General features: G+C 54.6%; 28 protein-coding genes. 16 read left to right on the top strand and 12 right to left on the bottom strand.

The features are described from left to right. Positions 1–19: 19 nt before the first annotated feature. The 4 genes from fdhF to ycgZ all read right to left on the bottom strand — a co-directional run bounded on the left by fdhF (position 20) and on the right by ycgZ (position 3,235). Positions 20–2,170, bottom strand: a complete 2,151-nt coding sequence (fdhF, locus tag F8561_RS15320) for a formate dehydrogenase subunit alpha (protein ID WP_151887663.1) — start codon at positions 2,168–2,170, stop codon at positions 20–22. Positions 2,171–2,362: 192 nt separating this feature from the next. Next, entirely contained in the window at positions 2,363–2,641 is a 279-nt protein-coding gene (locus F8561_RS15315) for a biofilm development regulator YmgB/AriR family protein (RefSeq protein WP_014169732.1), read from the bottom strand. Positions 2,642–2,670: 29 nt separating this feature from the next. After that, positions 2,671–2,991, bottom strand: a complete 321-nt coding sequence (locus tag F8561_RS15310; protein WP_020884369.1) for a hypothetical protein — start codon at positions 2,989–2,991, stop codon at positions 2,671–2,673. 4 nt (positions 2,992–2,995) lie between these two features. Continuing rightward, complete coding sequence (gene ycgZ, locus F8561_RS15305; protein WP_020884368.1) at positions 2,996–3,235, bottom strand: regulatory protein YcgZ; 240 nt, start codon at positions 3,233–3,235, stop codon at positions 2,996–2,998. Between the two features lie 341 nt (positions 3,236–3,576). On the opposite strand from ycgZ, the gene F8561_RS15300 reads away from it, so the two are divergent. From F8561_RS15300 to ldtE, 9 genes are all read left to right on the top strand, one after another. After that, the gene (locus tag F8561_RS15300) at positions 3,577–4,797 is read left to right on the top strand and encodes a diguanylate phosphodiesterase (RefSeq protein ID WP_014169734.1); all 1,221 of its coding nucleotides are present in this window, start codon (positions 3,577–3,579) and stop codon (positions 4,795–4,797) included. 188 nt (positions 4,798–4,985) lie between these two features. Further along, positions 4,986–5,714, top strand: a complete 729-nt coding sequence (locus F8561_RS15295) for a MerR family transcriptional regulator (protein ID WP_020884367.1) — start codon at positions 4,986–4,988, stop codon at positions 5,712–5,714. A gap of 313 nt (positions 5,715–6,027) precedes the next feature. Next, positions 6,028–6,396, top strand: coding sequence for a Fe-S cluster assembly scaffold SufA (gene sufA, locus F8561_RS15290; protein WP_008500631.1), 369 nt, complete (start codon positions 6,028–6,030; stop codon positions 6,394–6,396). A gap of 8 nt (positions 6,397–6,404) precedes the next feature. Further along, entirely contained in the window at positions 6,405–7,895 is a 1,491-nt protein-coding gene (sufB, locus tag F8561_RS15285) for a Fe-S cluster assembly protein SufB (protein ID WP_020884366.1), read from the top strand. 9 nt (positions 7,896–7,904) lie between these two features. After that, the gene (gene sufC, locus F8561_RS15280) at positions 7,905–8,651 is read left to right on the top strand and encodes a Fe-S cluster assembly ATPase SufC (RefSeq protein ID WP_020884365.1); all 747 of its coding nucleotides are present in this window, start codon (positions 7,905–7,907) and stop codon (positions 8,649–8,651) included. Next, on the top strand, positions 8,626–9,897 hold the full coding sequence (sufD, locus tag F8561_RS15275; RefSeq protein ID WP_151887662.1) for a Fe-S cluster assembly protein SufD: 1,272 nt from the start codon (positions 8,626–8,628) through the stop codon (positions 9,895–9,897). Before sufC ends, sufD begins: the two co-directional genes overlap by 26 nt. Continuing rightward, a complete protein-coding gene (gene sufS / locus F8561_RS15270) occupies positions 9,894–11,114 on the top strand; it encodes a cysteine desulfurase SufS (protein ID WP_032681180.1) in 1,221 nt (406 codons plus the stop codon). The genes sufD and sufS overlap by 4 nt, the downstream gene beginning before the upstream one ends. A 14-nt stretch (positions 11,115–11,128) precedes the next feature. Next, a complete protein-coding gene (gene sufE, locus F8561_RS15265; protein WP_020884362.1) occupies positions 11,129–11,545 on the top strand; it encodes a cysteine desulfuration protein SufE in 417 nt (138 codons plus the stop codon). A gap of 97 nt (positions 11,546–11,642) precedes the next feature. Continuing rightward, on the top strand, positions 11,643–12,656 hold the full coding sequence (gene ldtE, locus F8561_RS15260) for a L,D-transpeptidase LdtE (RefSeq protein ID WP_113656700.1): 1,014 nt from the start codon (positions 11,643–11,645) through the stop codon (positions 12,654–12,656). Between the two features lie 60 nt (positions 12,657–12,716). Here ldtE and lpp read toward each other — a convergent pair whose 3' ends face one another. The 4 genes from lpp to F8561_RS15240 form a co-directional block, all read right to left on the bottom strand. Next, positions 12,717–12,953 (bottom strand): murein lipoprotein Lpp, encoded by a 237-nt coding sequence (gene lpp / locus F8561_RS15255; RefSeq protein ID WP_001082307.1) that lies wholly within the window; start codon positions 12,951–12,953, stop codon positions 12,717–12,719. A 310-nt stretch (positions 12,954–13,263) separates the two neighbouring features. Further along, positions 13,264–14,676 carry a pyruvate kinase PykF gene (gene pykF, locus F8561_RS15250; RefSeq protein ID WP_014169744.1) on the bottom strand — a complete coding sequence of 471 codons (1,413 nt, stop codon included), beginning with the start codon at positions 14,674–14,676 and terminating at the stop codon, positions 13,264–13,266. A gap of 377 nt (positions 14,677–15,053) precedes the next feature. Then, positions 15,054–16,199, bottom strand: coding sequence for a trans-sulfuration enzyme family protein (locus tag F8561_RS15245; protein ID WP_063156080.1), 1,146 nt, complete (start codon positions 16,197–16,199; stop codon positions 15,054–15,056). 11 nt (positions 16,200–16,210) lie between these two features. Next, entirely contained in the window at positions 16,211–17,581 is a 1,371-nt protein-coding gene (locus F8561_RS15240; RefSeq protein ID WP_151887661.1) for a pyridoxal-phosphate dependent enzyme, read from the bottom strand. 399 nt (positions 17,582–17,980) lie between these two features. Here F8561_RS15240 and F8561_RS15235 point away from each other — a divergent pair, with 399 nt between their 5' ends. From F8561_RS15235 to fumD, 4 genes are all read left to right on the top strand, one after another. After that, positions 17,981–19,003, top strand: coding sequence for a methionine ABC transporter ATP-binding protein (locus F8561_RS15235; protein WP_020884357.1), 1,023 nt, complete (start codon positions 17,981–17,983; stop codon positions 19,001–19,003). Then, positions 18,996–19,664, top strand: coding sequence for a methionine ABC transporter permease (locus tag F8561_RS15230; protein WP_025204366.1), 669 nt, complete (start codon positions 18,996–18,998; stop codon positions 19,662–19,664). Before F8561_RS15235 ends, F8561_RS15230 begins: the two co-directional genes overlap by 8 nt. A gap of 28 nt (positions 19,665–19,692) precedes the next feature. Next, positions 19,693–20,505 (top strand): MetQ/NlpA family ABC transporter substrate-binding protein, encoded by an 813-nt coding sequence (locus tag F8561_RS15225; protein WP_040017291.1) that lies wholly within the window; start codon positions 19,693–19,695, stop codon positions 20,503–20,505. A gap of 108 nt (positions 20,506–20,613) precedes the next feature. Further along, positions 20,614–20,823 (top strand): fumarate hydratase FumD, encoded by a 210-nt coding sequence (gene fumD, locus F8561_RS15220; RefSeq protein WP_151887660.1) that lies wholly within the window; start codon positions 20,614–20,616, stop codon positions 20,821–20,823. On the opposite strand, the gene F8561_RS15215 is transcribed toward fumD, so the two are convergent. Genes F8561_RS15215 through F8561_RS15200 form a run of 4 tightly spaced genes read right to left on the bottom strand, consistent with a single transcriptional unit; the run spans position 20,804 to position 23,867 of the window. After that, positions 20,804–21,490, bottom strand: a complete 687-nt coding sequence (locus F8561_RS15215) for an amino acid ABC transporter permease (RefSeq protein ID WP_151887659.1) — start codon at positions 21,488–21,490, stop codon at positions 20,804–20,806. The two genes, fumD and F8561_RS15215, sit on opposite strands and share 20 nt — an antisense overlap. Further along, on the bottom strand, positions 21,474–22,220 hold the full coding sequence (locus F8561_RS15210) for an amino acid ABC transporter permease (RefSeq protein ID WP_040017295.1): 747 nt from the start codon (positions 22,218–22,220) through the stop codon (positions 21,474–21,476). The genes F8561_RS15215 and F8561_RS15210 overlap by 17 nt, the downstream gene beginning before the upstream one ends. Next, the gene (locus F8561_RS15205) at positions 22,220–23,035 is read right to left on the bottom strand and encodes an amino acid ABC transporter ATP-binding protein (RefSeq protein ID WP_014169754.1); all 816 of its coding nucleotides are present in this window, start codon (positions 23,033–23,035) and stop codon (positions 22,220–22,222) included. Before F8561_RS15205 ends, F8561_RS15210 begins: the two co-directional genes overlap by 1 nt. A 1-nt stretch (position 23,036) precedes the next feature. Further along, a complete protein-coding gene (locus F8561_RS15200; protein ID WP_151887658.1) occupies positions 23,037–23,867 on the bottom strand; it encodes an ABC transporter substrate-binding protein in 831 nt (276 codons plus the stop codon). A gap of 244 nt (positions 23,868–24,111) precedes the next feature. Between F8561_RS15200 and F8561_RS24215 the strand changes: the two genes are divergently transcribed. From F8561_RS24215 to F8561_RS15190, 3 genes are all read left to right on the top strand, one after another. Continuing rightward, positions 24,112–24,279, top strand: coding sequence for a hypothetical protein (locus F8561_RS24215; RefSeq protein ID WP_014169756.1), 168 nt, complete (start codon positions 24,112–24,114; stop codon positions 24,277–24,279). 107 nt (positions 24,280–24,386) lie between these two features. Next, complete coding sequence (locus tag F8561_RS15195) at positions 24,387–25,712, top strand: sensor histidine kinase (protein WP_151887657.1); 1,326 nt, start codon at positions 24,387–24,389, stop codon at positions 25,710–25,712. After that, complete coding sequence (locus tag F8561_RS15190; protein WP_014169758.1) at positions 25,705–26,316, top strand: response regulator transcription factor; 612 nt, start codon at positions 25,705–25,707, stop codon at positions 26,314–26,316. The genes F8561_RS15195 and F8561_RS15190 overlap by 8 nt, the downstream gene beginning before the upstream one ends. Positions 26,317–26,355: the final 39 nt, after the last annotated feature.

Here is a 26,355-nt window from a genome sequence, read left to right as displayed (position 1 = left end):
GTGGCGAGCCTCTTTTTCCTCAGACGTTTACTGCCGTGATTAACCGCGTCTTCATGGTCTGATAAGACGACGCCGCAAAGTCTTCCGCCCAGCGTTGGTCTTCAATCGCCTCAAGCTTAACCGCACAATACTTGGTTTCTGGGGTTTTGGAGACCGGGTCAAGGTTATCCTGCGTCAGTTCGTTACAGGCACCAATCCACCACTGGTAGGTCATATAAACCGCACCGGCGTTGATGCGCTCGCTGATGCTGGCACGGGTAATGACTTTGCCCCGACGGGAATGCACCCACACCAGCTGTCCGTCTTTAATGCCCAGGTTGTCCGCATCAAGGGGGTTCATTTGTACACGGCCTGGTTCGTCGGCAAGGCTTTGCAGCGCGGCGCAATTGCCGGTCATTGAACGGCAGGAGTAGTGGCCGACCTCGCGCACGGTGCAGAGCACCAGCGGATACGTTTCGTCCGGTATCTCGGCTGGCGCGCGCCAGGCTGCCGCAAAAAGCTGGCCTTTGCCGCTCGGCGTATCGAACTGGTTATCTTTATAGAGATACGGCGTCCCCGGGTGATCGAGCGTTGGACACGGCCATTGCACATGGCCCATTTCACCCATTTTTTCGTATGTCACGCCATAGAATAGCGGACAGAGCTCGCGCATCTCGTCCCAGATCTGCTGGTTGGATGTGTAATGCATCGGATAGCCCATTTCGGTAGCAAGCAGGCTGATGATCTCCCAGTCCCGTTTCACGTTGCCGCTGGCCTCAATGGCTTTACCGAAACGCTGGAAACCACGGTCGGCACAGGTAAAGACGCCACCGTGTTCTCCCCACGATGTGGCAGGTAACAGAACATCCGCCACTTCCGCCGTTTTCGTCATAAAGATGTCCTGAACCACCACAAAATCGAGTGCTTCAAAACCGCGGCGCACCAGCCCCAGATCGGCTTCAGTCTGCAGCGGATCCTCGCCCATGATGTAATAAGCTTTTACCTTACCTTCCAGCGCAAGGTGAGGGACTTCGGTGATACGCGTTCCAACCTCTTTGTCCATAATCCCGACATCGATTCCCCAGGCAGTGGCGAATTTCTGCCGGACCGCCGGGTCCGTAACGTCCTGATACCCCGGGAACATATTGGGCAGAACGCCCATATCACACGCGCCCTGAACGTTGTTTTGACCACGTACTGGCCCAACGCCGACGGCAGGTCGACCAAGATTTCCGGTCAGCAGCGCCAGGCTGGAGAGACCTTTGACCACGTCTACAGCCTGACCAAACTGCGTTACGCCCATGCCCCACATGATGGTGGCGGAAGGCGCAGCCGCGAACGTCCGCATCGCCTGACGCACATCCCGGGCTGGAATGCCGGTGAGCTGTTCGACGTTTTCGGGCGCGTAGTCTTTGACCGTTTCCCGATAAGCGTCAAGCCCTTCGGTAAAGCGCGCGACGTAGTTTTTGTCGTACAGCTCCTCTTCCAGAAGGACATAGCCAAACGCATTGACCAGCGCCATGTTGCTGCCGTTTTTCAGCTGCAGGTGCTGGTCGGCAATGCGTGCGGTTTCAATGCGACGGGGATCGCAGACGATGATTTTCGCGCCATTTTCGCGGGCTTTTATGACCCGACGGGCGACGATGGGGTGCGAATCGGCGCAGTTATAGCCAAACACCAGCAGACATTTTGAGTTTTCAATATCGTTAATGGAATTGCTCATTGCACCGTTGCCGAGGGTTTCCTGTAACCCGGCAACAGAAGGGCCGTGACAGACGCGCGCGCAGCAGTCCACGTTGTTGGTATTCAGCACTGCACGGGCAAATTTTTGCATCACATAGTTCGTTTCATTCCCTGTTCCCCGGGAGGAACCGGTGGTCATGATGGACCGTGGGCCATACTGCTCTTTTATGCTCCTGAGTTTATGGGCGGTATAGCGGATAGCCTCTTCCCAGGTGACGGGGGTAAAAGCCTCTCCCTTGTGGTAGCGGATCATGGGCTGAGTCAGACGGGGGGTAAGCAGACGCGTATCGTTCAGGAAGTCCCAGCCATAAAAGCCTTTCAGGCACAGGGTGCCCTGGTTTGTTACGCCTTCGGCCGCTTCGGCACGGAGGATACGGTTATTTTCGACGACAAGGTTTAATTTGCAGCCTGCACCACAGTAGGGGCAGACGCTGGCGATTTTTTTCATCAATAACAGACCTGTTAAGAAATGAAGCAAAGTTGACTGGGTAGCCCAGTCCCGTAAACGGGAGTAAGCAGGAACCATGCCACATTTACTTTGTATGTTTTACAGGGTGTTATACGAGGAGGGAACGTGTCATCGTCAGCCCGATCGTCAGTTTTGACGATGACACGTTAGCCTTCACAGAGGGGAGGGTTTTTAGAGATCGTCCATGGTGTGACCCACAACGATTTCCAGGGTCTTACGAATGACATCTGCCTGCACAACGTCGTTTGTGGATTCCAGCGTCTGGATCAGCCACAAAATGATCGCTTTGTTGGACAGGTGTCCTTCAGAAGCCAGAACACAGCGTACTGCAGTAGAAAAAACAGCGGACTCTTCAGCAAAACGATCGCCTGCGTGACGGAAATATTCCGACAGCGCGCTTTCTAAAAAAGCGGAATGGTATTCGGGTTGAAGCTGAATATTTTGTCTCATTTGTTCTCACCGTAGCTGTAAAATTGCAGTCAATGTATTTTTCTGGGATCGGACGGTTTTCCATTTCCAAATAACGGCACTACATTGTCTCTTTTAACGTTGAGAGATCCCTCTCTATCCGTTCGTCCTTGCGCGGTTCTGCGACGTTTCAGGGCGATGTTGTTTGAACCGATATCGGCAATCACCATCGCAAGTGTCTCCCGCCGCTGGGGATCCTTTTCATGCGCTTTCATATCCCGCAGACGCTGAACCAGAGCTTCGGTTGTGACGGGGCCTCGCTCTTTCAAAAGAGAAAGAACGGCTTCACCGATAAGCTGGTCAATCAGTCGGTCTGCATCACTGCTGTTCATAACATTACCGTTCGAAAAGCAGACCAAGCAGCATGTGGTAATGCTGTTCCTCTTCAGGCCCATCGGCCTTTTCGAGGCGGCTTAAGAGTTTGGTACAGAGCGATTTGCGATTCAGATTTCGCCCGTCGCTAAGAATCTCAACCACGACCTGACCGAGCGTCTCCTGTTGGGTAGGAAGCGCGGCCTTCTCGAAGTAGTGCGCGATCGCTGCTGCTGAATCTGCGACATAATCCTTCTGCTGCATGTTTCGCTCCTGTAAAAAAATGTAATCACTAACGTTACATTTAAGGTATACACAATTTCCAAATTTGTACATAGAAAATGTACAATTTTTTAAAATAATTGTGATATATTTTATAAATTCTATGTTTATCAGGTGGTTGGGTCATGAAAATGAAGCATTTCCGTTACAGAATATATTGTACAATACGCACGGTGATGGATAAGTTGTACAACGCAGGAAACGGATGCGTTAGGTGCCGTAAATGGTTGAGATGTAAATTATTTGTCACGTAATTAATATGCTATAACAGATGTTTACCGACGTGTTTTTGTGGCCAACCCCTAACCCCCTTCAGGATAAGCATGCTTACAACCATCATATACCGCAGTCATATCTGCGAGGACGTTCCAGTGAAAGCGCTGGAAAACATGGTAGCTGCTGCAAATAGTAAAAACCGGCAATCCAATGTCACGGGGATCTTGCTGTTTAACGGCACGCATTTTTTTCAGTTGCTCGAAGGCCCAGCGGAAAACGTTTCATCCATTTACGAGCAGATTTGCCAGGACACGCGCCACCATAACGTGGTGGAGCTGATGCGCGATCACGGCCCCTCCCGACGCTTCGGCAAGGTTGGCATGGAGCTTTTTGACTTGCGTCAGTTCGACAGGGAAGAGGTGCTTCAGCAGGTTCTTGACAAAGGCACCAGCAGGTATCAACTGACATATAGCGATCGCGCCCTGCAGTTTTTCCGCACCTTCGTGGAGGCCACGGAGAAAGCCAACTATTTTGAACTGCCCCCTGCAGATGCCTGGGATTTTATCCCGGAAGAGACGCCTTTATCGGCGCAACCGGAGGTGGTGGCTAAAGGCGCGGATTGCAGCTTTGCGTTCCAGCCTATCGTGGATCCGTTTATGCAGCAGGTCGTCTCCTGGGAGGCCTTGATCCGCACGCCCACCGGTGAATCGCCCGGAACCTATTTTGCCCAAATTCCTCGTGAAGAGGTGTACGCCTCTGATTTGAAAAGCAAGCAGGTTGCGCTCTCCATGGCGAGCGCTCTGGGATTACAGGATCAGACATTATCCATTAACCTGCTGCCCATGACGCTGGTCAACGTGCCTGGCGCCGTGGATTTCCTGCTGACGGCCATTGACGCAAATGGCTTTGTGCCGGAGCAGATTGTGGTGGAATTCACCGAGAGCGAAGCGATTTCCCGTTTTGAAGAGTTTACCCATTCGGTCAGGCAGTTAAAAAGTGCCGGTATCAGCGTAACCATCGATCACTTTGGTGCCGGTTTTGCCGGTCTACAGTTACTGGCGCAATTCCAGCCTGACAGAATTAAGATTAACCGCGATCTGGTCGCGAATGTGCACAAAAGCGGCCCGCGGCAGGCCATCATTCAGGCGATTATCACCTGCTGTTCCTCGCTGGAGATCCAGTTCTGTGCCGTCGGCGTTGAGAAGCCTGAAGAGTGGATGTGGCTGGAGTCTGCAGGCATTTCCCAGTTCCAGGGGCACCTGTTTGCCAGCCCGCGTCACGGGGGAATTCCGGCGATCGCGTGGCCAGAGAAGAAGTTTGAATTTTGAGAAAGCTGTACATAAACCTGCAAGCTTGACTGTACGCGCGGCAAAATTTGTACAACAATACATTAACGGGTGAAGGAACTTGTATACCCTTCACCCGCTCAAAAAGAGGCCTTAGTTATACAAATGGTTTGTACAATCTGATAAGGTTGGTCTGGTTGGGTATGGAAGTTCTAAGCGTGAGGGAGTTAATGGCCTATTACAGTATCGGCGAAGTGGCCGAACGATGCGGTATCAACCCCGTTACGCTGCGTGCCTGGCAGCGCCGTTATGGATTGTTGAAGCCGCAGCGAAGCGAAGGGGGCCATCGTCAGTTTGACGATGAAGATATCCTGCGTATTGAAGAGATCAAACGCCTGATGAAAAGCGGCGTTTCGGTCGGCAAAGTCAAAGGCTTGCTGGAAAACAAAGAAGTGATGACTCAGGGTAACTGGGCATCAATCCAGGAAGAGATGATGACGGTTTTGCGTTATGCCAGCCCGGCAAAGCTGCGCGCCAAAATAGGCGAGTTCCGCCGCGATCACGCGATGGATGCGCTTATCGATAATATTATTTCTCCCGTTCGTCAGCGAATGAATCAGGATCAAAATACGGTGCGTCATATGGCGAGCCTGCTTGACGGTGTGCTGATAGAGTTTGCTGTCGCAAGCCTGGCGGAGTCACGTAAGAAAGCCGGTAAAGATGCTCTGCTTATTGGCTGGGAGTGCGATGACCGGACACACCTGTGGCTTGAGGCTGCGCGTCTGGCACAGAAGGGATGGCATATTGACGTGCTGGCCGACCCGATTGATTCCCCTCGTCCGGAGCTTTTTCCTGGGCAAAGAATTTTCGTCTGGACCGGTAAAGCGCCGACGCCGCGTCAGCAGGAACTGCTTGACCACTGGCGTGAACAGGGTTTTGTTGTCTCCTTTCATCATTAATTTCCGCAGGCCTTGAAGGCCTTTTTTTTTGCCCGTCGTTTCTCTGGATAAAATCTATCTTAAAAATAGGCATTTCCGATGCATATTTTACTTTTCCCCTTTACTCCGCTTTTCTGATTCGATAACCCATTATTTTTCAAAGTAATGAACAATTAAATCCATCCCGCCCGCATCCGCTGACAGGGTCTATGCTTAATAAAAGTATGCAAAAAGGGCGATTTAGCCCAATGCCCCTGCTGACAGAGGGTTGAAGTGATAATCGTTATCACTAACATGGTGTTATGCCCTGGGGCTTATTAGATGAGGTGGACCTATGGAACTGCATTCAGAAACCTTCAATCCTGCCGACTTTGCCTGGCGTGGCTTAACGCTCACGCCAGCGGCGGCGGCACATATTCACGAACTGGTGGCGAAAAAGCCAGAGATCCTCGGCGTGCGCCTGGGGGTGAAACAGACCGGCTGCGCAGGATTCGGTTACGTGCTCGATACCGTCACAGAACCCGAGAAGGATGATCTGGTATTCGAAACTGACGGCGCAAAATTGTATGTCGCCCTGCAGGCCATGCCGTTTATTGACGGCACGGAAGTGGACTACGTACGTGAAGGTTTAAACCAGTTATTCAAATTTCATAACCCGAAAGCCCAGAACGAATGTGGGTGCGGCGAAAGCTTTGGGGTATAGGCGGTACTATGTCTCGTAATACTGAAGCAACGAGTGATGTTAACACCTGGAGTGGCGGCCACCTCAATTATAAAGAGGGGTTCTTTACCCAGCTGCAGACCGATGAACTGGCGAAAGGCATCAATGAAGATGTCGTCCGGGCGATCTCGGCCAAACGCAATGAACCTGAGTGGATGCTGGAGTTTCGTCTGAGCGCCTTCCGGGCCTGGCTGGAAATGGAAGAACCTCACTGGCTGAAAGCGCATTATGACAAGCTGAACTATCAGGATTACAGCTACTACTCTGCGCCATCCTGCGGGAGTTGCGACGACACCTGCGCCTCACAGCCTGGCGCGGTGCAGCAAACCGGTGCGGACAACAGCTTCCTGAGCAAAGAAGTGGAAGAGGCATTTAACCAGCTGGGTGTGCCCGTTCGCGAAGGGAAAGAGGTGGCGGTGGACGCCATTTTTGACTCCGTCTCAGTGGCGACAACCTACCGTGAAAAACTGGCAGAGCAGGGGATTATTTTCTGCTCCTTCGGCGAAGCGATTCACGAGCACCCTGAGCTGGTGAAAAAGTACATCGGCACCGTGGTGCCAAGTAACGATAACTTTTTTGCCGCGCTTAATGCGGCGGTAGCGTCTGATGGCACCTTTATCTACGTGCCAAAAGGCGTTCGCTGCCCGATGGAGTTGTCGACCTATTTCCGCATCAACGCGGAAAAAACCGGTCAGTTCGAACGCACCATTCTGGTGGCCGATGAAGGCAGCTACGTCAGTTACATTGAAGGCTGCTCCGCACCGGTCCGTGACAGCTACCAGCTTCACGCCGCGGTGGTTGAAGTCATCATTCATAAAGATGCCGAGGTGAAATACTCCACGGTGCAGAACTGGTTCCCGGGCGATGGCAACACCGGCGGTATTCTGAACTTCGTGACCAAGCGTGCGCTGTGCGAAGGCGAAAACAGCAAAATGTCCTGGACCCAGTCGGAAACCGGCTCTGCGATCACCTGGAAATACCCGAGCTGTATTCTGCGTGGGGATAACTCGATCGGTGAGTTCTACTCCGTGGCGCTGACCAGCGGCCATCAGCAGGCAGATACGGGTACCAAGATGATCCACATCGGTAAAAACACCCGGTCGACCATTATTTCCAAAGGCATCTCCGCCGGGCACAGTCAGAACAGCTATCGTGGGCTGGTCAAAATCATGCCGACGGCCACCAATGCCCGAAACTTTACCCAGTGTGACTCAATGTTAATTGGCGCAGACTGCGGGGCACACACCTTCCCGTACGTTGAATGCCGTAACAATACCGCCCAGCTTGAGCACGAGGCGACGACGTCACGTATTGGGGAAGATCAGCTCTTCTACTGCCTGCAGCGCGGGATCAGTGAGGAGGATGCCATCTCAATGATTGTGAACGGCTTCTGTAAGGATGTGTTCTCTGAACTGCCGCTGGAATTTGCCGTTGAAGCCCAGAAACTCCTCGCCATTAGTCTTGAACACAGCGTCGGTTAAGGAAAGCACATGTTAAGTATTAAAGATTTACAGGTTAGCGTGGAAGACAAAGAGATCCTGCGTGGTCTCAATTTTGACGTCAAACCAGGTGAAGTCCACGCCATTATGGGGCCCAATGGCTCCGGGAAAAGTACGCTCTCCGCGACGCTGGCAGGACGCGAAGATTACGAAGTGACCCACGGGTCGGTCGAGTTTAACGGCAAAGATTTGCTGGAGATGTCGGTGGAAGAGCGGGCCGGTGAAGGTATCTTTATGGCCTTCCAGTATCCGGTGGAGATCCCGGGGGTGAGTAACCAGTTCTTTCTGCAAACGGCGCTGAACGCGGTACGTAAATATCGCGGACTGGAGGCGCTGGACCGCTTTGATTTCCAGGATCTGATGGAAGAGAAGATTAAGTTGCTGAAAATGCCGGAAGACCTGCTGACCCGCTCGGTCAACGTCGGTTTTTCAGGCGGTGAGAAAAAGCGTAACGACATTCTGCAGATGGCGGTCCTTGAGCCTGAACTGTGTATTCTGGATGAGACCGACTCCGGTCTGGATATCGATGCCCTGAAGATTGTCGCCGACGGGGTGAACTCCCTGCGCGACGGCAAACGCGCGTTCATCATCGTCACTCACTACCAGCGTATTCTGGATTACATCAAGCCGGATTACGTCCATGTGCTTTACCAGGGGCGTATTGTGAAATCCGGTGATTTCACGCTGGTTAAACAACTGGAGGAGCAGGGTTATGGCTGGCTTACCGAACAGCAGTAATGCGCTCCAGCAGTGGCACCGTCTGTTTGAAGCGCAGGGCAATACGCGCTCGGAACAGGCGCAACAGCACCTGCAGCAGATGCTGCGTCTCGGTTTGCCGTCACGCAAGCAGGAGAACTGGAAATACACGCCGCTTGATGGCCTGCTGAACGGCGAGTTTGTCACCCGCCTGGCAGACATCAGCCCGGCGCAGCGTGATGCCCTGGCATTGACCGTGGATGCCGTGCATCTGGTCTTCGTCGATGGTCAGTTCCGCCCTGAGCTGAGTGACAGCATCCAGGATAGCGGGTTTGAGATTGCCATTAACGATGACCGTCAGAACCTGAGCGCCCCGGTACAGCCCGAGGTCTTCCTGCATCTCACCGAGAGCCTGGCGCGGAGCGTGACGCATATTCGCGTTAAGCGTAACCAGCGTCCGGTAAAACCGCTGCTGCTGATGCACATCACCCAGGGAGCAGACGGCGACGAGATCAACACTGCTCACTACCGCCACCATCTTGAGCTGGCGGAAGGGGCGGAGGCCACGGTGATTGAGCATTACGTCAGCCTCAACGAGGCCCGGCACTTTACCGGGGCGCGTTTGACAATGCATGTTGCCGCCAATGCCCAACTTCACCATATCAAACTGGCGTTTGAAAACCCGCAAAGCCACCACTTTGCGCATAACGACATGCTGCTTGGACAAGATGCCGCGGCATACAGCCACAGCTTTTTGCTGGGCGGCGCGGTACTGCGCCACAACACCAGCACGCAGCTTAACGGCGAGAATACAACGCTTCGCATCAACAGCCTGGCGATGCCGGTTAAAACGCAAGTGTGCGATACACGCACCTGGCTTGAGCACAACAAAGGTTACTGTAACAGTCGCCAGCTGCACAAAACCATTGTCAGCGACAAAGGGCGGGCGGTGTTTAACGGCCTGATTAACGTGGCGCAGCACGCGATTAAAACCGACGGGCAGATGACCAACAACAACCTGCTGTTGGGACGCCTGGCGGAAGTGGACACCAAACCACAGCTTGAAATCTATGCTGATGACGTGAAGTGCAGCCATGGCGCGACGGTCGGGCGAATTGATGACGAACAGATGTTCTATTTACGCTCCCGCGGTATCGACCAGCAGGCGGCGCAGCAAATGATTATCTATGCGTTTGCCGCTGAACTGGCGGAAGCGCTGCACGATGGCCTGTTAAAACAGCAGGTGCTGGCCCGTATCGGGCAGCGTCTGCCTGGAGGCGAAGCATGAGTTTTCCCGTAGAGAAAGTACGGGCAGATTTTCCGGTTCTGACCCGTGAAGTGAACGGTCTGCCCCTGGCGTATCTGGACAGTGCGGCCAGCGCGCAGAAACCGAATCAGGTGATCGAAGCGGAAGCGGAATTCTACCGCCACGGTTATGCCGCCGTGCACCGGGGGATCCACACCCTGAGTGCGGAGGCGACCCAGCGTATGGAAAATGTGCGTACCCAAATCGCCGCTTTCCTCAATGCACGCTCGCCAGAGGAACTGGTGTTTGTGCGTGGTACCACCGAGGGGATCAACCTTGTTGCCAACAGCTGGGGCAACGCGCAGGTCCACGCGGGGGATAACATCATCATCACCCAGATGGAGCACCATGCCAATATCGTGCCGTGGCAGATGCTCTGTGAGCGTGTCGGTGCGCAACTGAGGGTGATCCCATTGAACGTTGATGGCACCCTGCAGCTTGAGCAACTTGACGCGTTGCTGGATGCGCGTACGCGGCTGGTGGCCGTGACCCAGGTTTCTAACGTGCTGGGAACCGAGAACCCGGTGGCAGCGATTATTGAGAAAGCCCACCAGGCTGGCGCGAAGGTGCTGATTGATGGTGCGCAGGCGGTCATGCACCACGCGGTCGACGTCCAGGCGCTGGACTGCGATTTCTACGTCTTCTCCGGGCACAAGCTCTATGGGCCGACCGGGATTGGCGTGCTGTACGTGAAAGAAGATATTCTGCAGGCGATGCCACCGTGGGAAGGGGGCGGCTCGATGATCGCGACCGTCAGTCTGTCGGAAGGGACCACCTATGCACGCGCGCCGTGGCGCTTTGAAGCTGGCACGCCGAATACCGGCGGGATTATCGGGCTGGGAGCGGCCATCGCCTATGTCACGTCTGTTGGCCTTGACGCGATTCAGGAGTACGAACAACTGCTGATGCACTACGCGCTGCAGGAGCTTGCCAGCGTACCGGCGCTGACCCTGTATGGCCCGGCGGACCGCCAGGGGGTAATTGCGTTCAATCTGGGTAAACACCATGCATACGATGTGGGCAGTTTCCTCGATAATTACGGCGTGGCCGTTCGCACCGGACACCACTGTGCTATGCCGTTGATGGCGTTTTACCAGGTGCCGGCGATGTGCCGCGCATCGCTGGTGATGTACAACACAACGGAAGAGGTCGACAGGCTGGTGGCGGGGCTTAAACGTATTCACCAGTTGCTGGGCTAACGGAGAGGCGAAAGATGGCAGATTTGCCGGATAAAGAAAAATTACTGCGTAACTTCGGGCGTTGCGCAAACTGGGAAGAGAAGTACCTCTATATTATTGAGCTGGGTCAGCGTTTACCGCCGCTCAGCGAAGAGGCACACAACCCGGGAAATATTATTCAGGGCTGTCAGAGCCAGGTCTGGATTGTGATGGAGCAGACGCGCGACGGCGTGATCGAATTACAGGGCGACAGCGATGCTGCTATTGTGAAAGGGCTTATTGCGGTGGTATTTATTCTCTATCACCAGATGTCAGCGCAGGATATTGTCGCTTTTGATGTCCGCCCGTGGTTTGAAAAAATGGCCCTGACCCAACACCTCACCCCGTCCCGTTCCCAGGGGCTGGAAGCGATGATTCGCGCCATCCGCGCCAAAGCTGCAATCCTTAGCTAGACTTACAGAACAGCATTCATTCTGTTTCGCGAGGTGGTTCCCGCCTCGCTGGTTTTTCAGCTTTCTGGCATCCGGCCAGTGAATAAGGAATCTCAGCATGAAGCGCGCGTCTCTAATAACTCTATTACTCCTGGGTTCGCTCGGTGCTCTTAATTCGGCCCGCGCGATGGATTACCCGTTGCCGCCCGCAGGCAGCCGTCTGATTGGGCAAAATCAAACCTACACGATACAGGAAGGGGATAATAAACTTCAGACCATCGCTCGCCGGTTTAATACTGCAGCGCAGCTTATCCTTGAAGCCAATAATACTATTGCGCCGGTAAACCCTGCGCCGGGGACGGCGATCACGATCCCTTCGCAGATGCTGTTGCCCGACACGCCCCGTGAGGGGATTGTCGTGAACCTGGCGGAGCTGCGGCTTTACTACTTCCCGCCGGGCGAAAACATCGTTCAGGTTTTCCCGCTCGGCATTGGGCAACTGGGACTGGAAACGCCGGTCACTACCACCCGGGTCAGCCAGAAGATCCCTAATCCTACCTGGACCCCAACACCGGGCATCAGAGCGCGCTCTCTGGAGCAGGGCATCAAATTGCCGCCCGTGGTCCCGGCCGGGCCAAATAACCCGCTAGGACGCTTTGCATTGCGTTTAGGCGTGGGTCACGGGGAATACCTGATCCACGGCACCAGCGCACCGGACAGCGTCGGCCTGCGGGTCAGCTCTGGCTGTATGCGCATGAATGCGCCGGATATCAAAGCGCTGTTTGAGCAGGTGCGGGTCGGCACGCGGGTGCAAATCATTAATGAGCCGGTGAAGTTCTCCGTTGAGCCTGACGGTAAACGCTATATTGAAGTGCATCGTCCGCTGGCGCAGGTTGAGGGTGAAAACCCCCAGATGACACCCATTTCGCATTCCGCAGACTTTGCGACGTTTGTCTCGCAGTCAGGAAGTGATAAAGCGCTTATCGATAAAGCCTTGTCACGCCGCGCGGGGATCCCGGTAGCCGTGTCGGCCGATAACGGCGCGTCAGCGCGTCAGAACGTGTTGTCAGTACAGAACAGTCGGACATCCGCTGTGGTCGCGGAAAATGACGGTGAGAAGGTGACGCAGTAGGGGTTTGACGCAGACAAAAAAAATGGCGCACAATGTGCGCCATTTTATTAACAGGTACTATTACTTACGGTATTTAGTAGCCTGGTTGTCCAGACGCTGGTTAGCGCGAGCTGCGTCGTCTTTAGCAGCCTGAACGTCGGAACGCATTGCGTTCACGTCGTTGCTCAGCTGGTCAACTTTAGCGTTCAGAGTCTGAACGTCAGAAGACAGCTGATCGATTTTAGCGTTGCTGGAGCAACCAGCCAGCAGAGTAGAACCCAGGATTACCGCGCCCAGTACCAGTTTAGTACGATTCATTATTAATACCCTCTAGATTGAGTTAATCTCCATGTAGCGTTACAAGTATTACACAAAGTTTTTTAGGTTGAGAATATTTTTTTGATGGGAATACGCCTATTTTTGATCGTTCGCTCAAAGAAGCATCGAATCGGCCCTTTTTTGGCAAAAAGCTCTGTAAAAAAAGGCATTTTTCATCGGATTCATCTTAGATAATTCGCAATTAAATAGAGAAACCCGATTTGCTTTTTGAATGACTTTGGCTAATGCATGAAATAAAAAAAGCGTCCCGGAGGACGCTTTTTATGAAAATTAATTCGTTCGGGAATTATTACAGCACGTGAACAGATGCTGTGTTGGTGGTTCCGCTTGGTACCAGCGCACCAGAAACCATGACCACAACGTCGCCTTTCTGTGCCAGGCCGCTTTCCAGCGCCAGCGCTTTACCCTGAATGTAGAAATCGTCGGTAGACGCGATTTCTTTCACCAGATGCGCAACCACGCCTTTGCTCAGCACCAGCTGACGGGCAGTGGTTTCGTTGGTGGTCAGCGCCAGGATCGTCGCGTCCGGGAAGTATTTACGGACTGCGCGAGCAGATTTACCGCCCTGGGTGGCAACCACAATCAGAGGCGCTTCCAGTTTCTCAGCGGTTTCTACCGCACCGCGGCAGACTGCTTCGGTAATACGCAGTTTGCGGCTGTCGTTGTTGAAGTCCAGACGGCTGGTCATCACGCGGTCAGTACGTTCGCAAATGGTCGCCATGATGCCAACGGCTTCCAGCGGGTATTTACCTTTCGCGGATTCGCCGGACAGCATGACTGCATCGGTACCGTCGAGGATGGCGTTAGCCACGTCGCCAGCTTCAGCGCGGGTTGGGCGTGGGTTTTTGATCATGGAGTCCAGCATCTGCGTTGCGGTGATAACCACTTTACGCGCGCGAACACACTTCTCGATCATCATCTTCTGCGCGAAGATAACTTCTTCAACCGGGATTTCAACACCCAGGTCACCACGTGCAACCATGATGCCGTCTGATGCTTCGAGGATTTCGTCGAAGTTGTTCAGGCCTTCCTGGTTTTCGATTTTGGAGATGATCTGGATCTTCTCGCCGCCGTGCGCTTTCAGGTGCTCACGGATTTCAACCACGTCGGAACGTTTACGGATGAAGGATGCCGCAACGAAGTCGACGCCTTGCTCGCAACCGAAGATCAGGTCTTGTTTGTCTTTTTCAGCCAGGGCTGGCAGCGCGATGGAAACGCCTGGCAGGTTAACGCCTTTGTTTTCACCCAGGTCGCCGTTGTTCAGCACTTTACAGATAACCTTGTTACCTTCGATGGCGGTCACTTCCATGCCGATCAGACCATCGTCTACCAGCACGGTGTTGCCAACGGACAGGTCGCTGGTGAAACCTTCATAGGTGACCGCAACGATTTCGTTGTTACCGACAACAGTCTTGTCAGTGGTGAAGGTGAAGGTCTGGCCCGCTTTCAGAGAGACGTCGTTACCGCCTTCCAGTTTGATGGTGCGGATTTCTGGACCTTTGGTATCCAGCAGGATGGCTGCTTTTTTACCGGTCTTGCTCATCACGTTGCGCAAGTTCTGGATACGCTGACCGTGTTCAGCATAGTCACCGTGGGAGAAGTTCAGACGCATAACGTTCATGCCGGCGTCCAGCATTTTGCTCAGCATCTCTTCAGATTCGGTTTTCGGGCCGATAGTACAAACAATTTTCGTCTTTTTCATGACAGTCTTAGTCTTTAAGTTGGGAAGGATATGGAAATCTCGCTCCGGGGGCGCACCGCCGCGGAGTCAAACCTGTGTTGCAAAAGAGTATATGACACGCACTAAGGATAGGAGACATCAAATGAGCGTGCAGAAGAAAGTGTGCCTGAGTGACAGCCCAACGAAGGAGAGGAGTAGTTGTACGTTGTTTTTTGTATTCCAAGCGCTGAAACCATTCACCAGGGATTAGGCGCGCATTATACGCTGATTTTAAGATAAAAGGAAAATGAAAACAGCGTTTCAAAAATAATCTGTGCAGAACCACATGAGATTGTTATCAAGGCGTTAAGGTTAGATGACATCTTATCGCGGCAGGTGCGTGACCTGCCGCATTTTGCTTAGTTTTTCAGCGCCTGGCTGAGGTCGGCAATCAGGTCTTTGGCATCTTCAATGCCCACAGACAGGCGAATCAGCTGCGGTACGATGCCGTTGGCCAGCCGCTGCTCAAGCGGAATCGAAGCATGAGTCATGCTGTAAGGCTGGCTGACCAGACTTTCCACGCCACCCAGGCTTTCTGCGAGGGTGAATAATTTCAGTTTGCGGATCACCTCTGTGGCCCGTTGCGCATCACCTTTCACCACCAGAGAAATCATGCCGCCCGGCAGCGCCATCTGCGTGCGGGCAAGCGAATATTGCGGGTGTGATTCCAGCCCCGGATAAAATACCTTTTCGACCTGCGGTTGTTGCTCCAGCCATTGCGCAATGGCCAGCGCGTTGGTGCTGTGTTTTTCTACCCGCAGCGACAGCGTACGAATACCGCGCAGCGTCAGGAAGCTGCTAAACGGATCCAGTACACCGCCGACCGCGTTCTGCAGGTAGGCAAGCTTGTCCGCCAGCGCGGCGTTATTTCCCACAACCGCCAGTCCGGCGACCACGTCCGAGTGACCATTCAGGTATTTGGTGGCAGAGTGCACGACGATGTCGAAACCCGTTTCCAGCGGGCGATGGATGACGGGCGACGCGAAGGTATTATCGGCCACGCTGATGACGTGATGACGACGGGCGATGTCGGCGATAGCCGCCAGATCCGCCAGTTTAAGCAACGGATTGGTTGGCGTTTCAACCCATACCATTTGCGTATCCGGCCGGATGGCGGCTTCAAGACCGGCCAAATCGTCCGGCTTGACCCAGCTCACCTGCAGGCCGGTGCTACGTTTACGCACATTTTCAATCAGGCGCCAGGTCCCGCCGTAGACATCGTCAATGGCGACGATATGGCTGTCTTTATCCAGCAGTTCAAGCACGGTAGAGATGGCGGCGAGGCCGGAAGCGAAGGCATAGCCGCGGGTCCCGCCTTCCAGTTCGGCGATGGCGGTTTCCAGCGCATGGCGGGTCGGATTGCCGCTGCGCGAATATTCATAGCCGGTGTGCTCGCCGGGTGACGGTTGCGCAAACGTGGAGGTGGCGTAAATTGGGGGCATGACCGCGCCATGCCGATCGTTAAACTCACCGCTGTGTACGCTCAGGGTTGCCAGATTTTTCATCATGTATTCCTTTATTGCTGAAGACGGTTGCGCCAGGCGGTAAGAACATCGCTGCGCGTAATCAGGCCCAGGAAGCGGTCATTGTCATTAATAACCGCCACCAGACCGCGATCGAAAATGGCGTTCAGGGCGCTCTCCGGGGCGTTTTTATCGAGGAACTCCACCTGACGGGTCATTGCCGCGGTCACGGGAAGCGAGAAGCGGTCGCTATCGCCACCGATATGGCGCAGAAGATCCCACTCGTCGATGATGCCCACGACCTGACCGTTCTCCAGGACCGGCAACTGGGAGATGTCATACAAACGCATCCGCGCCAGTACGGTGGAGAGGGTGTCATCTGGCGCGGCGGTGACGGTTGCGCCTTCATCGTGGCGCAGGGCAATGTAGTCGGAGAGATCGCCAGCCTGCGGCCGGGAGATCAAACCCTGCTGGCGCATCCAGTCATCGTTGAACATCTTTGAGAGATATTTGTTACCACTGTCGCAGGCGAAGGTCACAACCCGTTTCGGGGTGGTCTGTGCCTGGCAATATTTCAGCGCAGCCGCCAGCAGGGTGCCGCTGGAGGAGCCTGCCAGGATACCTTCCGTTTTCAGCAGCTCGCGGGCGGTGGTGAAAGCCTCGCGATCGGTGATGCGCCAGGCACGATTCACCCCTTCGATGTGTGCCAGCGGAGGAATAAAGTCTTCACCGATCCCCTCAACCAGCCACGAGCCCGCATCCTGATAGCGTCCCGTTTCTACCTGATCGGCCAGGACCGAACCGGCCGGGTCGGCCAGCACAAATTCAGTCTGCGGTGAGTGCTCAGCGAACCACGCCTGTAGCCCACCCAGCGTCCCGCCAGACCCCACGCCGACGACAATGGCGTCAATCTTACCGTCAAGCTGTTCATACAGTTCAGGCGCGGTGGTGGTGCGGTGCGCCAGCGGGTTGGCTTCGTTATTAAACTGATCGATGTAATACGCCCCCGGCAGTTCATTCGCCAGACGTTGCGCGTAATCCTGATAGTAGGCAGGGTGGCCCTTATTGACATCGGAGCGGGTCAGTACCACCTGAGCCCCCAGTGCCCGCAGGTGGAAAATCTTCTCGCGGCTCATTTTGTCTGGCACCACCAGGATCAGCGAATAGCCTTTCTGCGCGGCGATCAAGGCCAGGCCAAGACCGGTATTTCCCGCCGTCGCCTCAATGATGGTACCGCCTGGCTGGAGCTGGCCGTTGCGCTCCGCTTCGTTAATCATCGACAGTGCAACGCGGTCTTTAATCGAACCGCCCGGGTTCTGGTTTTCCAGCTTCAGAAACAACGAGCAGAGACCGGTATCAAGCTTATGCAGCTGGATAAGCGGGGTGTGGCCAATCAGTTCGGTGACGGAGTGGTAAATCGTCATGGTGTTTTCCTTTCAGGAGGTCATGACAGGATGATAGGGCGGGGAAATTAACCCCTTAAAGAATCCTTCACTCCGTTTTAGAACAGAAAAGAATATAAATGCCGTTTTTGGATGGAGGGATAGCAAGACGTAAAGTGCTCTGGATGTGAGGATGGCTATATCAGTCAAAAATGCTGAAAAATTAACCGTTTTCATCAGGTGATGAACCACTGATATGCACATGCCAGATAATCATTTCTGAAATTGGTCTAAATGCCTGCCGGTACGAAAATCGCTATTTATTCCTGCAAGTTATAACAAATTCCTTTTTGTTCATTTAAAAGGTGATAACGCCTGTTTACTATCATTTGGACATCCATACTGCTAAACCGCCATGCGCGGGACGGATTACACATAAGAATGATTGTACTCAGCAATATTTCGAAGGTTTTTGACAACGGGAAGGTTGCACTCACTGCCGTTGATAACGTCAATTTGACGATAGAGCAGGGGCAGATATACGGCATTATCGGTTACAGCGGCGCGGGTAAAAGTACTCTTATTCGTTTGCTGAATGGACTGGAAAAACCCACTCGCGGCAGTGTGACCATCAACGGACAGGACATTTCTGCCGCAAAGGGCGAAGCACTACGCCAGGCGCGTCTGAAAATCAGCATGGTCTTCCAGCACTTCAATCTGCTTTGGTCGCGCACGGTGAGTGAGAATATCGCGTTCTCAATGCAAATCGCCGGTGTGCCAAAAGCCAACATTAAGGCCCGCGTGGCCGAACTGGTCGATCTCGTTGGGCTGAAGGGACGCGAGAACGCCTATCCCTCGCAGCTGAGTGGCGGGCAAAAACAGCGTGTGGGGATTGCGCGTGCATTGGCCAATAACCCCGACGTATTGCTGTGCGATGAAGCCACGTCAGCCCTCGACCCGCAGACCACCGATCAAATCCTCGATCTGCTGCTGGACATTAACCGCCGCTTCAGGCTGACCATTGTGCTGATCACGCACGAGATGCACGTGGTGCGCAAAATTTGCGACCGCGTGGCGGTGATGGAGAACGGCAAAGTGGTGGAAGAGGGGGAGGTGCTGAGCGTCTTTACCCGTCCGCAGCAGCCTATCACTCAGCAGTTTGTCCGCCAGGTGAGCCAGTATGCCGAGGAAGAGACGTTTAATACGGAGCTGGCAGCTGACCTTGAAGGTAGCGTCATCAGGTTGACCTTTACGGGCCACAGCACCCATAAGCCGATCGTGGGCGAGCTGACTCTGCGTTACGGCCTGCCGTTTAACATTCTGCACGGAAAAATGACCCAAACGGCCCACGGCGTATTTGGGCAACTCTGGGTACACGTCGTGGCATCGGATGAACAACTGAGCAATATCCTCGCCGACCTGAAGCACAGCGATATTGAAGGCGAGGTAATTAAACATGGCTGAGACGCTTTTTCCTCATCTGAAGTGGGAGCAACTCTGGGCGGCGACGCTGGAAACGCTGTACATGACTGCCCTTTCCGGCGTGGCAACCTTTGTTCTTGGGATCGTCCTTGGCCTGGCGCTGTTTTTAACCGCGCGCGGCGGGTTGTTCCACAACCGCGCGGTCTACAGCGTGATTTCAATTGTGGTGAACGTGTTTCGTTCTATCCCGTTCATCATTCTGATTGTGCTGTTGATCCCGTTCACGAAAACCCTTGTCGGCACCATTCTTGGCGCCAACGCGGCGCTGCCGGCTCTGATTGTCGGTGCGGCACCGTTCTACGCTCGCCTGGTCGAAATTGCCCTGCGTGAAGTGGACAAGGGGGTTATTGAAGCCACGCGCTCAATGGGCGCACGGCTGAGCACCCTGGTGTTTCGGGTTTTACTGCCGGAGTCATCACCTGCACTGGTATCAGGTATTACGGTAACGCTGATTGCGCTGGTGAGTTACAGCGCCATGGCGGGGGTGATTGGCGCAGGCGGTTTGGGAAATCTGGCATATCTGGAAGGATTCCAGCGCAACCATGGCGACGTCACGCTGGTGGCGACGGTGACCATTCTGATCATCGTTTTCATTATCCAGTTCTGCGGCGACGTCCTGACCTCACTGTTAGATAAACGATAATCTCTAATAACACACAGGAACCATCATCATGAAAAAAACACTGACACTGATCGCCGTAGCAACCCTGAGCGCCCTGAGCTTTGCCACCTGGGCTGATACCCTGACCGTGGGGGCATCCAACACGCCGCACGCCGAAATTCTGGAGCAGGCGAAGCCTATCCTGGCGAAGCAGGGTATCGATCTGGAGATCAAACCTTTCCAGGACTACATTCTGCCCAACACCGCGCTGGCGGGTCATGATATTGACGCTAACTATTTCCAGCATATTCCTTACCTGAACAGCGTGCTGAAAGATCACGCCGGTGATAAGGATTATGATTTTGTCAGCGCGGGCGCGATCCACATCGAGCCAATCGGGATCTACTCCAAAAAATACAAATCCCTGAAAGATCTGCCGCAGGGCGGCAAAATCATCATGCGTGATGCTGTATCTGAAGAGGGCCGCATTCTCTCTATCTTCGAAAAAGAGGGGGTGATCAAACTGAAGCCGGGCATCGACAAAGTGACCGCGCGTATCAGCGATATCGTGGAAAACCCGAAAAAACTGCAGTTCACACCTAACGTGGAAGCCTCTCTGCTGCCACAGATGTACAACAACGACGAAGGTGACGCGGTCGTGATTAACGCCAACTACGCGATTGATGCGGGCCTTGATCCTGTACATGACCCGATTGCGGTAGAGAGTGGTGAAAATAACCCGTATGCCAACATCATTACCGTGCATCGTGGTGACGAGAAGAAGAAAGATATCGTCGCGCTGGTGAACGTTCTGCACTCCAAAGCGATTCAGGACTGGATCCGCACCAAATACAAAGGCGCAGTGATCCCGGTAAACAACTAATTTATTGATTTTACGAATGAAGCCCGGCGGGACTCTCGCCGGGCTTCTTTTTTGTATCCGGGCGATGAATCATTTAAGCTGAGAGTTTAGGGCAATGGAGTGATGACGATGGGTAATGTGACCAAAGACGAAGCGCTGTATCAGGAGATGTGTCGGGTGGTCGGGAAGGTCGTTCTGGAGATGCGTGATTTGGGGCAGGAGCCGAAGCATATTGTCATTGCGGGGGTGCTGCGTACGGCGCTGGCGAACCAGCGCGTAAAACGTAGCGAGTTAACCACCCAGGCGATGGAAACCGTGGTCAAAGCGCTGGTCGGTTGAAGCGCCAGCGTTTCGCAAGCTGCTCAAGGGAGCAGCAGAGCAGGTAATAGACCACACCCGTAAAGATAAAAATGGCCGCCGGGTAAATTTGCACCCGGTTGTTCACCTGGCCGGCCACCGTGGTGAGCTCAGGGACATTCACAATAAACGCCAGCGACGTATCCTTCAGCAGGCTGATAAAAATCCCCACCAGTGACGGCAGAATATTGCGCAGCGCCTGCGGCAGCAGCACGCGCGACAGCGTTTGCCGGGTACTGAAACCCTGAGACAGGGCGGCCTCGTACTGCCCTGACGGTAAGGCGCTGAGTCCGGCCAGTACTGAATGCATAACCGAAGCCGTGGTAAACCAGGCCAGGGCCAGCGTGACGGTGAGCGCCCCCGGGAGATCGCCGTCGGTGATGAGCGGCAGCAGATACCACATCCAGAAAATCACAAAGATTAACGGGATCCCGCGAATTAACTCCGCCCATACAAAGAGCGCCTTGCGCACAAGCCCCGTAAAACGCCAGGCCAGGCACGCGAGAGCAATTCCACCGGGCAGGGCGAGAGCCGCCGCGCCCAGCGCCATCAGCAACGAGAGCAAGACCCCGCCAGGCTCACCGACTGCTGCACGTCCCCAGAGCAGGTAATCCAGGTTATCGGTAATGACATTAAGTCCGGCAAGCATGGTTTCCCCTCCCTGAGATTGGGCCGAGGCGCACCAGCACCGCCCCCATCAGCATACCGGTAAGCAGGTACAGGACGGTGCCGACGGTAAACGCCTCCAGCGCATGGGCGTTGTAGCTTTCAATCTGTCTCACCTGATAGGTCAGTTCGGCAAAGCCAATGCCGCTGGCGAGCGATGAGAGTTTCATCAGATTGAGATACTGCCCGACAACGGGTTGCCAGGCGTTGGCCAGCCCTTGCGGCAGAAGGATGTAACGAAACAAGCGCCACGCGGAAAATCCCTGTGCGAGCGCCGCTTCCCGTTGCCCGGCAGGGACTGAACGTAGTCCCGATGCCACTTCCTCAATCAAGAAAGCCGAGGTGAATACGCCTAACCCCCATGCAGAGCATAAAAACTCGGGGGTAAACCACCAGACGTCACCGGGCAAAACGGACCAGCGGTGATCCGCATTCACGGCATCCCGGAACGCCTGTGGTAACCCGTTCCAGGCGGCAAAATACCAGAACAGCAGCTGCACCAGCAGCGGCGTATTGCGAAACAGCGACACCCAGCTACTGACGACCGCGTTCCCGACACGTCCACCCGTCAGGCGAAGAAGCAGAAAAAGCAGCGCGAGCAGGGTTGCCAGCAGCATCCCCGCGAGCGTCACCCACAGGGTGGTGAGAAATCCGGATACGATCCACTGCAGGGGCTGTCCGGTCAGCACGCCCTGCCAGTCAAGTGCGGGCATTAGAGATGCTCCTGATGCAGCGGGTTCAGGACTTTTTGCAGGAATCGCTGAGCGCGTGGGTGCGACGGTTGCCTGAAAAATTGCTCCGGTGGCGCGGTTTCAAGAACGTGCCCGGCGTCGATAAACACAATCCGGTCGGCAATTTCCCGGGCAAATTGCATCTCATGCGTCACCACAATCATGGTGATCCCGCTGTGCGCAAGCGCCTTCATCACGAACAGCACTTCGCCAATCATCTCCGGGTCAAGCGCGGAGGTTGGCTCATCGAACAGAATGATTTGCGGTGAAGAGGCCAGCGCGCGGGCAATCGCCACGCGCTGTTGCTGACCGCCGGAAAGTTCGGCAGGGAAATGGTGTGCTTTTTCCAGCATCCCCACTTTTTCCAGCAGTGCCAGCGCCCGCGCCTGAGCTGGCTGGGCCTTCCAGCCGTGAACATGCTCCAGCGCCAGCGTGATGTTTTGACTGGCGGTGAGGTGGGCGTAAAGATTGAACTGCTGAAACACAAACCCGACGCGGCTGCGCAACTGACGCAGCGCGGTACCGGAGAGCCGTCCGGTGGGCTTGTTATCGATCAGGATCTCGCCACCGCTCAGGGTTTCAAGCTGATTGATAAGCCGGATCAGGGTGGATTTACCGGAACCCGAAGGCCCGAGAATGGCCACCACTTCACCTGGCGTGATGGTGAGGTTAATGCCCTTTAAGACCTGATGGTTACCGTAATGTTTCTGCACATCGCGAAACTCGACGCTGGCGTGTTCCAGATGTGAAAAATCCGCGGCACCGGCCGCGGAGTGTGAAAAAAGCGCTGAGAGCATATTACTGAGCTTCTATTTTAAAGGCACGAGGCTGTGGGGAGGGGGTATCCGGACCGAACCAGACGTCATAGATTTTTGCCGCCTGACCGTTCTTCTCAAGGTTAACAAGCTCGTCGTTGACGGCTTTCAGCAGTGCGGTTTCGCCTTTTTTTACCCCCACGCCAATCTCTTCTTTGCTGAGCAGATCGGGCAGGATTTTGAAGTTCGCCTTGTCCGGCGCCTGCGCCAGCAGACCGGCCAGAATCGTACTGTCCTGAGTGATAGCCTGCACGTTACCGTTGCGCAGGGCCGTCAGCGCCAGCGGAATATCGTCATAAGAGAGCACGCGGGCGCGCGGGAAACGCTGGTGCAGCGCCTGTTCACCCGTTGTGCCTTTTACCGCGCCAATGCGCGCCCGGCTATAGGCATCAAGCGTATCGGCAGCTTTTACCGGTACCAGGAACTGTTGGCCGGTCACGAAATAGGGAAGGGAGAAATCAACCACCTGCGCCCGTTCCGGGGTAATGGTGATATCTGCCACAATCAAATCTGCCTTACCGGACTGCAGGAGGGGAATGCGGTTAGCCGGGTTGGTGGCGACCAGTTCAAGCTTCACGCCAAGTGCACTGGCAAGCGCTCTGGCGAAATCGACGTCGTAGCCGATAATCTCATGGGTCTTTGCATCGATGGAGCCAAACGGCGGATTGGCATCAAAGGTGGCAACTTTGACCACGCCTGCGGCTTTAATATCCGCCAGTTTATCGGCCTGCACCTGCATCGAGAACAGACCGCCTGCCGCCAGTAAGCCCAGCACCAGTGTCCTTTTTTTAAACCCTTTCGTGTTTGCTGCCATAGTGATTGTTCATCCCGTTGTTTTTGTTTTACCCCGTTACGCTCCCATAAGCGAAAGCTCTCGCCAAATAAGAAATCGTTCTTTGCTATAAGCAAAAAAGCATTAGTGAACAAGGTGTTAATGGCGAGTAAAAGAATGGAGGGCTATTTGCAAATCCTGCACATCGACAGTGGATTTTGGTATTTCCCCTGTGCGGGTGTTGGGTGTTTAACTTAGGGCAAGTGAAGCGAAAGGGGGAAAGACGATGAAAAAGTGGATAAACACGTTACGGCGGTTTTTTGCGACCCGACCAGCGAATGCGGAGAACAGCGCGCAACGTGTTCTTGAGTCCGTACTGCCTGTCGCCAGCCTGTATGGCGTGGACGTTGCCAACATTGATCCGGAGTGGTTCCATGATAAAACGTCACGCTGAACTGCGCCGCACGCGCGAAATGTACTGGAATGAGCTGTGCGAAATTTTGTTCTGACAACGGTTAACTGCTAATGTCGGCAGGATGAATCTCCTGACCCGTTAACGGAATGAATAACACTCTTTTCAGGCGCACGGTTATTGTCTGGCTGCTGGTGTGCCTCATCAGCGGCGTTTTGCTCTATGCCGAACAGATCCGCCGCCAGTTCTGGGAACGCGATCGTGAGTTTTCGACACGCTATTCCACCCTTAGCGCCGTGCTGACGCAAAATGAATCTGTTTTGCCGTTACTCAACGGTGAGGAAGACCTCGCGGCTCTGCGCAAAAAATTCCCGCACATCCTCGCCCTTGAGAAAACCTCAGGCCGTGCGCTGAACGCTGCCCGTGTGGAATCGACCCGCGATTGTCAGTACTGGCTGTATAATCCCTGGCGTCAGATCCGCGTACTTATCGATCTTGCGCCGCTGCTCAGCACCCAACATACCTTTGATGCACTTGCCATTCGCTTCAATGACGCAGATAACGCGCCCCCTGCCGGGGCTTTCTGGCACTGGCAGCGGACCTTCGCGCAACCCACACAACCCTTTACCCTTATGGCCACGGCAAAGCCGCACTGGCTGGCCGTCTCCTGGTGGGTATATCCGTTCCTGTTCTTCGGCTGGGCGGTGCTTATCGCCGCGGCCAGCCTGCTGCTCTGGCAACGGCGCCAGCGCCAGCACGCCGAACAGCGCGCACACTATTACCAGCATGCAAGGCTCAACACCCTGGGAGAGATCACCGCTGGGATCGTGCATGAGATTAACCAGCCGCTGACTGCCGTTCAGACCTGGATTCAGGGTGCTCAGCGTCAGCAACAGCAGGCGAATCCGCAGGCCGTATCGCAGGCGCTGGCTGCCGCGCTGGTACAAACCCAGCGTATCAGCGCGCTCTTAACCCGCTTTCGCGAACATGTGGTTCAGGAAAAAGTCACCTTGCGCGACATCGACCTGAAACCGTGCTGGCAGCAGGTGGTCGATCTCCTGGAACATGAACGCCGCTCTGAGCATATCGCGGTGAGCCATGCGTTCGCGGTAGGTGCCACGCGGGTTCTGGCAGACCGACTCTGGCTTGAACAGGTGCTGCATAATCTGCTCAGTAATGCCATTCAGGCCCAGCAAGAGTGCGCGCAAGGATGGGTGAAAATTACCAGCGAGAAACGGGAAAACTGGATTTATATCACCCTCACCGATGGCGGACCTGGCTTTAGCCCGGAGGCCTTGCAGAACGCCTTTATGCCGTTTTACAGCGGGCGGACGGAGGGAATAGGGCTGGGAATGACGTTAACGGAGTCGTTGATGACGCGCATGAACGGATCAATTACGCTGGGCAATGCGGCCCAGGGCGGGGCGCAGGTCCGGTTACAACTGGCGAGTGGAGAGGTAAATACGCGTGGATAACACAGTCTGGCTGATTGATGACGATGAATCCATCCGTGAGTCGCTGGCCTTCTTACTCTCGGGAATGGGCTGGCAGGTCAATGGGTTTGAAAGCGTAGACGCGTTTACGTCAGCGCACGGTGGGCGCGCGGCGCTCGTCGGCTGTCTGCTGCTGGATATGCGCATGCCGGGAAAAGGCGGGCTGACCTGGCTGGAGGAGGGCAAATGGCCCTGGCCGCTGCTGCCGGTTATCGTCATGACCGGACACGGCACCGTTGATGCCTGCCGCCGCGCCTTTCGCAATGGCGTCTTTGAATTTTTCACCAAGCCGCTGGATGCCGATAAGCTCATTGAAACGGTAGGGCTCGCCTTCGAAGAGAGCCAGAGACGACTGACCCGCTGGCAGGAAACGTCGCGGATTAAAGCGCGTTTCGAACAACTGACGGCGCGTGAGCACGAGGTGCTGGCGGTGCTGATGGAAGGACGCAGCAATAAAGAGGTGGCCCTGCAGTTGAACCTCTCGCCCAGAACGGTTGAAGCGCACCGGGCCGCGGCGTTCGCCAAGCTTGGCGTGACCAGCCTGGTGCAGGCAATCCGCGATTACGACAAATTACAATCCGTATAACTACCAGGATAATTGCGTAATCAACCGAATTACGCCTCA

Origin of the sequence: Enterobacter sp. 198 (assembly GCF_009025585.1) — a bacterium.
Taxonomy (GTDB): domain Bacteria; phylum Pseudomonadota; class Gammaproteobacteria; order Enterobacterales; family Enterobacteriaceae; genus Enterobacter; species Enterobacter ludwigii.
The sequence above is the reverse complement of the archived record's forward strand: the minus strand, read 5'-3'. Positions and strand labels throughout refer to the sequence as shown.